General features: G+C 55.1%; 6 protein-coding genes. 5 read left to right on the plus strand and 1 reads right to left on the minus strand.

All coding sequences use genetic code 11. The features are described 5' to 3' along the window. Positions 1-94: 94 nt before the first annotated feature. From DQG23_RS39400 to DQG23_RS39415, 4 genes are all read left to right on the plus strand, one after another. Positions 95-1,012, plus strand: coding sequence for an ABC transporter permease (locus tag DQG23_RS39400; protein ID WP_113036541.1), 918 nt, complete (start codon positions 95-97; stop codon positions 1,010-1,012). 13 nt (positions 1,013-1,025) lie between these two features. Next, positions 1,026-1,916, plus strand: coding sequence for a carbohydrate ABC transporter permease (locus DQG23_RS39405; RefSeq protein WP_113036542.1), 891 nt, complete (start codon positions 1,026-1,028; stop codon positions 1,914-1,916). Positions 1,917-1,950: 34 nt separating this feature from the next. Further along, positions 1,951-3,600: a sialidase family protein gene (locus tag DQG23_RS39410; RefSeq protein WP_113036543.1), complete on the plus strand. Its 1,650-nt coding sequence runs from the start codon at positions 1,951-1,953 to the stop codon at positions 3,598-3,600. Positions 3,601-3,878: 278 nt separating this feature from the next. Beyond that, positions 3,879-4,976, plus strand: a complete 1,098-nt coding sequence (locus DQG23_RS39415) for a sialidase family protein (RefSeq protein ID WP_113036544.1) — start codon at positions 3,879-3,881, stop codon at positions 4,974-4,976. A 62-nt stretch (positions 4,977-5,038) separates the two neighbouring features. On the opposite strand, the gene DQG23_RS39420 is transcribed toward DQG23_RS39415, so the two are convergent. Beyond that, positions 5,039-5,518 (minus strand): thioredoxin family protein, encoded by a 480-nt coding sequence (locus DQG23_RS39420; protein WP_113036550.1) that lies wholly within the window; start codon positions 5,516-5,518, stop codon positions 5,039-5,041. A 197-nt stretch (positions 5,519-5,715) separates the two neighbouring features. On the opposite strand from DQG23_RS39420, the gene DQG23_RS39425 reads away from it, so the two are divergent. Next, the coding region (locus DQG23_RS39425) for an RsmB/NOP family class I SAM-dependent RNA methyltransferase (protein WP_146762471.1) at positions 5,716-6,740 on the plus strand (1,025 nt) is incomplete at its 3' end.

Consider the following 6,740-nt stretch of genomic DNA (forward strand, 5'->3'; position numbering starts at 1 on the left):
CCTGATAGAGGGATGACTGGACACGGACGCCGGTCTGCGGCGATCCGTGCCGGCCGTTCCGGTAAAGAGAGGCAGGAATGGGGCTGACATACGAATGCAAACGCAAACGGTAAACGCGATCAAAAGGCATAAGCTGTATTACCTGCTTATTCTTCCAGGTGTGCTGTATTTTCTTGTTTTTCATTACGTTCCGATGTACGGGATTACGATCGCGTTCAAGGACATTGCGCCTTTCGAAGGGCTCAAGGGCATATTTACGGCGGAATGGGTGGGCTTGCAGCATTTCAAAAATTTCGCGTCCTCCTATTACTTCTGGGACATCATCGGCAATACGCTGACGATCAGCGTGTACCGCCTCGTCTTCGGCTTTCCGGCGCCGATCATACTCGCGCTCCTGATCAACGAAGCGCGGCATGTGATGTTTAAACGGACGGTGCAAACGATCTCTTACCTGCCGCATTTTATTTCGATGGTCGTGCTTGCCGGTTTAACGACGACGCTGCTCAGCACCGACGGCGGCTTTATTAACGGCTTGCTGCAGAAGCTCGGCTTCGAGCCGGTCGCTTTCTTGACCGATACGAATACGTTCAGGCCGGTGCTCGTCATATCCGCCATTTGGAAGGAAGTCGGCTGGAGCAGCATCATTTATTTGGCGGCTATCGCAGGAGTCGATCCGCAGCTGTATGAGGCGGCTAAGGTGGACGGAGCGAGCCGTTTACGGCAAATATGGCATATTACGATTCCGGGCATCAGCCATATTATCGTCATTTTGTTTATTCTGCAGATCGGTCATATCATGGATGCCGGGTTCGAGCAGGTGTTCCTGCTGTATTCGCCGCCCGTTTACGATGTGGCGGATATTATCGATACGTACGTGTACCGGAAGGGTCTCGTAGAGGTTCAATATTCGTTTGCCGCAGCGGTCGGGCTGTTCAAGTCGGTAATTGCCGTCATCCTGGTCGTCGGCGCCAATTACCTGGCGAAAAAAATCGATCAGGAAGGGATTTGGTAGGAGGTGATGAGCGATGAGACTGAATACGTCGTCAAGCAGCGAGAAAGCGTTTCAGATTTTTAATTATACTTTTTTGACCGTGCTGTCCCTTCTGTTCATCATCCCGTTTATCGTCATCGTCTCGACTTCGCTTGTCAGCGAGAACGAATTGATTCGCAGGGGTTCGTTTATTCTCATTCCGGAGAAGTTCGATATTTCGGCTTATAAAGCGCTGCTGAGTGAAGGCTCGCAATTGTACAGGGCGTACGGGGTTACGATTATGCGGGTGTTGACCGGTACGCTGCTCAACTTGCTGTTTACGTCGATGATGGCTTACGGCTTGTCGCGCAAAACGCTGCCGGGACGCAATTTTTTCATCACCCTCGTTTTCGTGACGATGCTGTTCAGCGGCGGGCTGATTCCATCGTATTTGCTGCTAAAGTTTCTTCATTTGACGGATACGTTCTGGGTTATGATTATCCCCGGCTTGATCAGCGCGTGGAATCTGTTTATCATGAAAAATTTCTTCTCGCAAATTCCGGACGGGCTGATCGAGTCGGCGACGATCGACGGGGCGTCGCCGCTGAAAATATTGATACTGGTCGTGTTTCCGCTCAGCTTGCCTACGTTCGCCACGATCGGGCTGTTCTACGCGGTCGCCCATTGGAACGCATGGTTCGATGCGACGATTTATATTAACGACGCGAATTTGATGCCGGTTCAGGTGCTGATGCGCCGCATCGTGCTGACGATGACGAGCCAGGATTTAAGCGCAGAAATTCTCGGCAGCCTGGAAAGCCGACCGACGCCGCAGAGCTTGCGCGGCGCGATGATCATCGTGACGACGCTGCCGATCGTTTGCGTCTATCCGTTCCTGCAGAAGCATTTCGTCAAAGGCGTGATGGTCGGATCGATTAAGGGTTAAGTTTCTGATGCATCTAAACTAAGGGGAGTGAGTCATGTCCATGCTGCAATCGCCCATTAACGTAACGTTTGCCGGAAAGCTGGGTACGTTCGTGACGCTGCAAGACGGGGTTATTCTGTCCATCTATGCGGAAGCAAGAAGTCCTTACGATTGGAACGATACCTCCATTACGCAAAGACTGTTCGGCCGGCGTTCGGAAGACGGAGGTCTGAATTGGGGGGAACCGGAGCAAATTTTCGAGTTCCCGGCTGCACCCGGATCCATAAAAGCGCTCGATCTGGATCATGCGCCGCTGCTTGATGCCGAAGGCACGCTTCATCTGTACGGGTTCAGGATGCTGAATTGGGATGCCGGCGTGCCTTACAGCGAGCGCATCGTCGAAATGTGGCATCTGTATTCCCGCGACGGCGGGCATTCGTGGACCGGGCCGGAGCGGATCGATTACGGACACCGGTATACGGGCTCGCTCAATGCGGTCACGCAGCTTGCTGACGGCAGAATCGTTATGCCGTTCTCGTTTATGTCGGACCGCAAATCCGGCGTTTTCGTGAGCGAAGTCATTATATCCGACGACAGCGGATACTCGTGGCGAAACGCGGGAGCCGACATCGTCATCGACAACGGCGGAGGCGCGCTGGAGTCCGGCGCGGTCGAGCCGGTCACCGTCGAGCTGCCGGACGGGCGGGTATGGATGGTCATCCGTACGCAAATGGGCCGGTTTTACGAGTCTTATTCCTCCGATGGCGGGGAGACTTGGTCCCGGCCCCAGCCGACGCCGTTCATTTCGTCCAACGCGCCCGCCGGACTTCTTCGGTTGCGCAACGGCCGGATTTTGATGTGCTGGAACCATTGCAAAGGCGAACCGATACGTCACGGGATCAGCTATGCCAGGCAGTCCCTAGTGGCGGCGATTCGCGAAGCGGACGGAGCTTGGCGGGGGTATCGCGAGATCGTCCGGCTTGCGCCCGATCAAGATCCCGATCATCTCGTCTGTTATCCTTGGATGACGGAGACGGCTGACGGAAAGGTTCTCGTAGGTTATCTTGATGTGAATTTGTCCGATTGGCACGGTACCGTGCAATACCGGACGGTTAGCATCGATCCGTCATGGGTTGCGGCAGGCAGTGCGCTGGAGCAGTGGGAGAACGGCATCGGCGTATGCTCGCACACGAAGGCGGGGGCGGATTTGGAGTCCGGGGCGGACGGAAACGTTCTGCGCTTGCATGCGGGCGGAGAGCCTGCCGGAATCACCTGGAATTTCCCTTTCGCTGTGAAAGGGGCGCTTTGCTTGCGGGTGATGATGGAGGAAGGGTTCGGCGGGGCTTATATAACGCTCGGGGAATCGTTTCTTAAACCGGGCAACCGGCAAGGCGGAACGTGCCGCTTTAGAATGGAGCCGGACGGCAGACTGGCCGCTCAATATGTGAACGAAGGACCGTACATTCCGCTAAGGTGGTCGGAATCGCTCGTTTCGGGGCAGTGGATCGATCTGGTGATCGAATGGGACTGCGGCATGGAGATCGCCCGCATTTATGCAAACGGCGCTTTGGCGGGCGTCATCATGCAGCTGGAACGAGGGCGAGGAGCTTCATACGTTCGCTTGTTTGCGGACGAATCCGGCGGCGGTTTGCGGGTAAGGCGGATGGAAAGCGAAAACAAGGCTATTGAGGGGGCGCCGGTATGAGATCCGAGCTACCGCGACGACCCTTCCTTTATGCTTCCGAAAACCGCTTGCATCGAAAGCGTATAGGACGGCATCTTTTTACTCTTTCATATCCCGACAACCAATGATTAAAAACTGAATTTCACCGGTGTTCTCCCGCACGTTCCCGGATAGGAGCGGTCTTGCCCGCTTTATATACTTAATGTATCGCAAGTTTTGGGGAAGGGAGAACCATAAATAGTCAAGTCAGGGCAGCGCTGATGTTATGAGATCTCTAATTGACGGGAGTGGAAAAAAAGATGCTGCAAAAAGGCAATGTGGTGCTGGATCTTCGTCCGGCCGAAGGAAATCCGCGCAACAGCGAAGGCGCATTTATCGAACTGAAGGATGGAAGACTGTTGTTCGCATACAGCAGATTTACCGGGGATTCGCACAGCGACGATGCAGTCGCAAGCATCGCCGCGAGAGTTTCAAGCGACGAGGGCGAAACATGGTCCGAGGACCGGATCATCGCCGTACCGGCCGATCATGAGGCGATCAATATTATGAGCGTTTCGTTCATGCGAATGGCGAACGGCGATATCGGCCTCTTTTATGTGTTTCGTTATGGCTGGCACGATACGAGACTTCATTTGCGCCGTTCTTCGGACGAAGGGCAGACGTGGGGAGAGCCGGTATGCTGCGTACCGGGCCCGGGTTATTATGTAACGAACAACGACAGGGTGGTAAGACTTTCCGGCGGACGACTGATCGTTCCGTGCGCGCTTCACCGGATGCGCGGCGAAAGCACGACCGATTGGAAATCGTTTGACGGACGGGGGATCGTTTACTTTTTTCTGTCGGATGACGACGGACTGACCTGGCGGGAAGGGAAGGAGTTTTGCGTGCTGCCCGTGCCCCGCTCGGCTAGCGGCTTGCAGGAGCCTGGCGTGCTGGAGCTGGCAAACGGCGTGCTCTGGTCGTGGAGCCGGACCGATATGGGGTATCAATACGAAATGTTTTCGCATGACGGAGGAGAAACATGGAGTCAGCCGGTTCCATCCGTTTTCACATCCCCTTGCTCCCCGTTGTCGGTCAAGAGAGAACCGCGGAGCGGTCATTTGCTGGCCGTTTGGAATCCGGTCCCGAACTACCAGACGCGGAAGCTGGAGCGGCATTCATGGGGACGCACGCCGCTTGTCGGGGCGATCAGCAAGGATGAGGGGAAGTCATGGACGCAATTTTTCGTCGCGGAAACCGAAGAGGACGGAGGAGGTTATTGCTACACGACGATTCATTTTACGGGCGATTCCGTACTGCTGGCTTATTGCGCGGGCGAAGAAGAAGACGGCATTTGCCTGGCAAGGCTGAAGATGCGCAAGATCCGGCTGGCGGATATCGATCCGGAGATGGCGTAACTGTTTATATAGGAAAAGAGCGTCAGGCTGAATTCAGCCCGCCGCTCTTTTCTTTTTGCCGCTTACCCTTTATACTTATTTAAAAATTCCGTGTATTTCTCCTTCGAGTTTTCGCCGACGATCCGGTCGACCTCTTTGCCGTCTTTATAGTAGACAAGCGTCGGAGTGCCTTCGATTTTCGATTTCTGCCAGTAGTTTTTAAATTCGGTCAGATTGAACTGCTTCATGTCGACGCCAAGATCTTTGGCGAGAGGGGACAGCATCGGCGTAACTACCGCGCAGTGCGAGCAGTCCGGCTGGAAATAATAAACGAACATCGGTTCTTTATTCTCCAGCGATTTGTCGAATGAGGCCGGCAGGATGATATTCTGGTAGTTCGGATCCTTCAGCTTCTCGACGGTTTGCGGCGTCAGCTTGGACGCTTTGACGTTGTAAAGCCTTTGGGCATCCTCGTTGCTTCCCGCCGTTGTCATCGATTTGACGACGAACAGAAGGACGAAGACGGCTACGATAGCGGATAAATACACAATAAGTTTCTTCATGGACGATAAACCACCCTTTTCCAAAAATGTCAGAAGCATTGGCTCCTCTGATTGCTCCAATTTCCCGGCAAATGCCGGTCTTCAAGATGCTCTATAGCATCATTCTAAACTATATTCAACATTTCAGATAGAACTCCTTCTATAGGTACTATAAAAATGTGAGCATATCGTGAACTGGCGGAAAGAGTGGCGAAAGAATGGGAATAAAACTGCCTGACGCGTTCGTGGAACGGATGAGCGTGATGCTTGGCGACGAGTTTGAAGCGTTTATGAGGTCGTACGACGAACCTCGTTATTACGGTTTGCGCATAAATACGTTAAAGGTGCAGGCTTTGCGTTTTGCCGGAGAGCTGTCTCCGTTCGGCCGGCTGCAGCCGGTGCAGTGGGCTTCCGACGGTTTTTATTATGAAGAAGGCGAGCGCCCGGGGAAGCATCCTTATTATCATGCCGGACTTTATTATATCCAAGAGCCGAGCGCCATGGCTCCGGTTGAGCTGCTGGACGTTCAGCCGGGGGAGAGGGTACTCGATCTGTGCGCGGCGCCGGGCGGAAAATCGACGCAGATCGCCGCGAAGCTGGGGGGAAAGGGGCTGCTGGTCAGCAACGACAACAGTGCGGAGCGGGTCAAGGCGCTTGTCAAAAACATCGAGCTGTCCGGCGTGCGCAACGCCGTTGTGCTGAATGAGACGCCGGAACGGCTTGCGCCTGTTTTCGCCGGCTTTTTCGATAAAATATTGATCGACGCTCCATGCTCCGGCGAAGGAATGTTTCGCAAGGAAGAAGAAATGGCGAAGCAGTGGGAGCGCCATTCGGTGGAGCGATGCGTGATCATGCAGCGCGATATTTTGGGACAGGCCGCTTCGATGCTGAAGCCGGGCGGCCGGATCGTGTATTCGACCTGCACGTTCGCGCCGGAGGAGAACGAATGTATGATCGCGGAGTTCGTCGCCGCGTTTCGCGATTTTCGCATCGTGCCGGCTGAAACGCAGCACGGTTTTGACAGCGGCCATCCTGACTGGGTGGCCGCGGTCAAAGCCGGCGCTGCTGAGGCCGGCAGCGAGGCGGCCGGCGCGGACGCAGCGGCGGCGGTGCGAGGCACCGTGCGGCTGTGGCCCCATCGCCTGAAGGGCGAGGGCCACTTCGTCGCGGTGCTCGAGCACACCGGCGCGAACGGCGGCGCAGCCGCAGCCGCGGCAGGGCCGCGCGAGCCCGCGCTGCGCGC

It is taken from the genome of Paenibacillus contaminans, assembly GCF_003285015.1.
Lineage (GTDB): Bacteria > Bacillota > Bacilli > Paenibacillales > NBRC-103111 > Paenibacillus_V > Paenibacillus_V contaminans.